This window comes from bacterium (assembly GCA_030652805.1).
Classification (GTDB): Bacteria; JAHJDO01; JAHJDO01; order JAHJDO01; family JAHJDO01; genus JAHJDO01.
In genome coordinates this window covers 1-4,491 of record JAUSPT010000081.1, presented here as the reverse complement: position 1 = coordinate 4,491, position 4,491 = coordinate 1, and the positions used below count along the sequence as shown (strand labels likewise).

The window sequence follows — 4,491 nt, the reverse complement described above, 5'->3', positions numbered from 1 at the left end:
GGCAGTGGCTGGTAGAATTCAGCAAAAATATGGTTATCCTATTATTGTTTTTACGCATACTCCCATCAAATCGGTTGAAAAAATGCATGTTTTTTACAAAGAGTTGTTGGATATCGATACTATAATAGAATTCGAGCAAAGACAATGGAGAGAATATATAAAACAACAATCAATATGTAAAATAGCGATTCACCTTGACACGTTAGAAACAAGAGGTCAATATGCACTTGACAATGCTTGCCTCAGGGTTCCCCTTGTATGCTCGGGAAGTGTGGCTGGAAAGAAATTATTTCCGTTTACTTATTTAGACTATCCACGAGATGTTGATAAAGCTACAAAACTCGCATTCAGGCTGATAGAAGACGAGAAATTTCGGACAAAAGTAATTGACTATGCGTGGAATAAGGTTAATGAATACACATATGAATCGATAGGAAAACAATTCAGCCAAATTACTGGAATTCAAAATGAATAGAAAGAAAGCCCTGATCACAGGCATAACAGGTCAAGACGGTTCATATTTAGCGGAACTGTTATTAGAAAAAGGGTATGAGGTTCATGGCATTGTCCGCAGGATTGCGCTTGAAAATCCCGTTTGCAGATTGATACGCATTCAACATTTATTGAATAAAATTACTCTACATGCAGCATCTTTGGAAAGCTATGCCAGTATTTTTAATATAGTCGAAAGAATAAGGCCGGATGAATGTTATCACCTGGCATCTCAAAGTTTTGTTAGTTATTCTTTTGAAGATGCTTTTTCTACAATTAATACTAATATCAATGGAACTCTTTTCGTTTTATCTGCGATAAAAGAAAAGGCCCCTAAGTGTAAGGTATATTTTGCGGCATCTTCAGAGATGTTTGGAAAAGTCACTAAATCTCCTCAAAATGAGAATACCCCATTTTATCCAAAATCTCCTTATGGTATTTCTAAGGTTGCCGGTTTTGATTTAACCAGAAACTATAGAGAAGCTTATGGTTTGTTTGCTTGTAATGGAATTTTATATAATCATGAATCGCCACGTCGTGGGATGGAATTTGTCACGAGAAAAATAACAAATGCTGCTGCTCGAATCAAACTTGGGTTAGATACAGAGTTACGATTAGGAAATTTAGATGCTAAAAGGGATTGGGGTTTTGCCAGAGATTATGTTGAAGCAATGGTTCTAATGCTCCAACAGGATGTTCCAGATGATTATATTATAGCGACTAACGAAACACATACTGTTCGTGAATTTGTTGAAGAGGCTTTTGATTATTTAGACCTTGATTATAAAAAATATGTTATAATTGATGAAAAATATTACCGTCCATCTGATATAGAGATATTACAAGGAGACTATAATAAGGCAGAAAAAAATTTGGGTTGGACGCCTAAAGTAAAATTCAAAGAACTTGTAGAAATGATGATTAAGGCAGATTATGCAAAAGAAAGAAAGCACATTGTTAAAATGGCTTCCGTTTAGAAATTTGATTAATTTTAAAGTCTTTGTTTATATTGGCGGTGGGCTTGGAGATATCAGTCATCATTATGCTACCAATAGATATCTGCGCCGTTTAAAAAGCATAAAAGAATTCTTTCCCAATCTTTATCTTTATTTATACTTAGATAGTAAAAACCCTATTCTTGTTAAGCAGCTTTTTGAAAAAGACCCCTATATAGATGAAATTATTGCCGTTAAACAAGAGAATTTTATCTGGTCGCATGTACAAAGCTTTATGGAAGATAAATGCAAGATTGATAAAGTTAATCATGCGCAGTTTATGTCTGAGTTTGATTCGGAAATTGTCTTTCGAAGAACACTAAATCGTGTGTTTATTCTGCTACGCTTTCCAAGAATAAGGGCTATCAGTATGGACGATTTCTTTCAGCAGTTTTGTTTAGATATAGAAGATTTTAAGCCTGAATGGCCTGCTAAGATATGGATTGAAAAAGAGTATGAAGACTGGACTGAAGATTATCTTAAAAAAGTTAAGGATAAAAAACTTATTGGTTTTCATCCTTTTGCTGAGGACTCAAGAAATGTTTACTCTGAAAAGAAATGGATTGAACTTATTAATCTTGCAACAGAACAAGGTTTTGTCCCTGTAATTTTTGGCTCTCAAAAACAGCAGGATTCTGAAATATACAAACAATTTTCAGAATTATCTATTAATTTAATTTCAGAGCTTTCTATAAGAAAGAAAATAGCAATTCTTAAACAGTGTAGTTTTTATATTGGATTAGATGCTGGGATTAAAGACTTAGCATTTATATATGCTATACCTTGTATTATTTTAAGTGATGCAACAGAGAGCTATGCTTTAAATCCATCAGGGTATCTTTGGGCTTATGCTTGGAAAGAAAATTTTGTCAAAGTCTTATTTCATCCCCAATCTTTAGAGCCTAAATATATTTTAACAGAATTATTTAAGCTGGAAGGTAGTAAAGGAAAATGGAAAAAACAATTGGCCAGCTTATAGATGAATTAAGTATTTGTAATATTAAAATTTGGCATCTTCAGGATATTGTTTCAAAAGAAGAGAATGAAGCTAAAATAGCTAAAGCTGCTAAGCAAATTATTACAGAAAATACTCTTAGATGTAATTTAACTAAAGAAATAGATGGTTTCTTTAATATTAAAGATCTTCCGTATAGTAAAACTAAAATTTTTAATCGAGGAATATTATAATGCAAATATTTATACCTTTTAAAAAGACAGACTACCAAACAGGCGGATACGAAGCCATTACTGTAGATACGGCAATAGGCTTCACGGTTGCAAAAATTATGCCAACAAGCGGACAGTTTATAAACATGGCGTGCCAGGAGGTGTTTTGTACACTTGAAACAGATAATATCAGGTTTACGATTGATGGGACTGTACCTTCATCTACTGTAGGTCATTTACTGAAAGTCGGTGAAAGCTTGACTATTTCTAATGCAGATGATATTAAAAATTTCAAGTGCATTAAAGTAACAACCAATGCTTCATTAAAAATTAGTTATAAGTTTTAGGGGGGTATTGTCAACTACCCAAACCTAAAGGGTTGGGCTTGTAGCTGCACTCCGTCGCAGTTGCTCTTTAGAGCCTTTGGCATCAACATGCGCTACGATAGGCAAATTGACTGTTGCCTCGTCAGGATAGCATATAGCGTCCTGGTTAACGAGTAATATACAGTACGTTAAACGAAATGTCAACAACTATTTCAACAAAGGAGGTAGGCAATTCCTCTGTCGGATAAATCCGACAGTCTCCTCGCCTAAGGTATTATGATTAATAAAGGAATGATAGAAAAAAGTAGCGCCGCCCTTCCTGTATCCGACACAACCGCAATAGTAAAAGGTTCGGTAGATGCTACCAAGCAAGTTCGGTTTGAAGTTAATGGGCTCACGACCGGAACTACGAGAGTTCTCACTGTACCTGATAAGGATATAACCATAGGCGATGTCTCCGCCGCTGCTGCACTAACCGCTAATGCGCTTGTCGTGGGTGATGGTGGAGCGAAGGGGGTTAAGGCACTCGCTACCTTTGGAGCATTATTCCCTGTTCACTACGAAAGAGCTATACGACCAGCACGCAGCGCAGTTGACACAGTTACGATATACGATAAAACTGTAATTGTGGTAAATGGCAAGGTGTTTACAGTAAGCTCCGATACCGCTTTAGAATTAAACACCAATGCCACGTGGGATACGGGAATCGCTTTGAATGATGCAGCACGAGCAGGGCATGATTATTATGTATATGCCTGTGATAATAATGGAGCATTAGCATTACTTGTGTCTGCTGATAGCACATATCCGACTGGATATACAGCAGCTACAAGTAAAAAGATTAACGGTTTCCATTGCCTTTGTATGGCAGTTGGTACGATAGCAGGGCATACATTAACGACTTTTGCACAAGGTGATATTCTTCCTCAATCAGTATGGGACTTAAAACATCGTCCGATTTGTGAACCTGCTGGAATGGTTTGGAGCGATGAGGCTCAGATTTGGGTTGACATCTATCTGGCAAGTGGCACAGGAACGTCAACAGTTAGTGTAAATGGCGGGACAATATCAGATTACCGCAACTGGATGGATTTTGTTGATGATTTTGGAGCTGTGAAAAAACAGTTGCTTGATGACTCTGAATTCCAGTTGATCGCAGCCGGCAGCAACGAAGAAACAAACATCACAGGTTCTGTTGATCCTGTAACAACAGGAGGTCATGTAGATACAGCAGCACGTAGAATGATCTCTAATATCGGCTGTGAGGATTGTTGTGGGGTCATGTGGCAATGGCTGAGAGATCAATCCTTTAAATCAGATTATGTAACGGGTTGGGGCTGGTATGATTTACCTGGTGCGAAAGGTTCGTTGTATAATCAAGACAGTGTTAATGGCAGAGCAGATGTTAAGCTGCTCGCGGGCGGTCATTGGGCTTCTGCGGCGAATTGCGGTTCGCGGTGTCGTAATGCGAGTTTCTATCGCTGGGTTATGTATAGGGGTCTCGGCGGGCG

6 protein-coding genes are annotated in these 4,491 nt (G+C 37.3%); all 6 read left to right on the top strand.

Going from position 1 to position 4,491, the window contains the following annotated elements; translation table 11 throughout:
- Positions 1–475 (top strand): hypothetical protein (locus tag Q7J67_08150; protein MDO9465251.1); only part of this gene is annotated, 475 nt, incomplete at its 5' end.
- Entirely contained in the window at positions 468–1,469 is a 1,002-nt protein-coding gene (locus Q7J67_08145; GenBank protein ID MDO9465250.1) for a GDP-mannose 4,6-dehydratase, read from the top strand. The genes Q7J67_08150 and Q7J67_08145, both read left to right, overlap by 8 nt.
- The gene (locus Q7J67_08140; protein MDO9465249.1) at positions 1,426–2,466 is read left to right on the top strand and encodes a glycosyltransferase family 9 protein; all 1,041 of its coding nucleotides are present in this window, start codon (positions 1,426–1,428) and stop codon (positions 2,464–2,466) included. Before Q7J67_08145 ends, Q7J67_08140 begins: the two co-directional genes overlap by 44 nt.
- Positions 2,439–2,675: a hypothetical protein gene (locus Q7J67_08135; GenBank protein ID MDO9465248.1), complete on the top strand. Its 237-nt coding sequence runs from the start codon at positions 2,439–2,441 to the stop codon at positions 2,673–2,675. The genes Q7J67_08140 and Q7J67_08135 overlap by 28 nt, the downstream gene beginning before the upstream one ends.
- Positions 2,675–3,001, top strand: coding sequence for a hypothetical protein (locus Q7J67_08130; GenBank protein ID MDO9465247.1), 327 nt, complete (start codon positions 2,675–2,677; stop codon positions 2,999–3,001). The genes Q7J67_08135 and Q7J67_08130 overlap by 1 nt, the downstream gene beginning before the upstream one ends.
- Before the next feature lie 255 nt (positions 3,002–3,256).
- Positions 3,257–4,491, top strand: a 1,235-nt coding sequence (locus Q7J67_08125; protein MDO9465246.1) for a hypothetical protein, incomplete at its 3' end; no start/stop codon positions are given.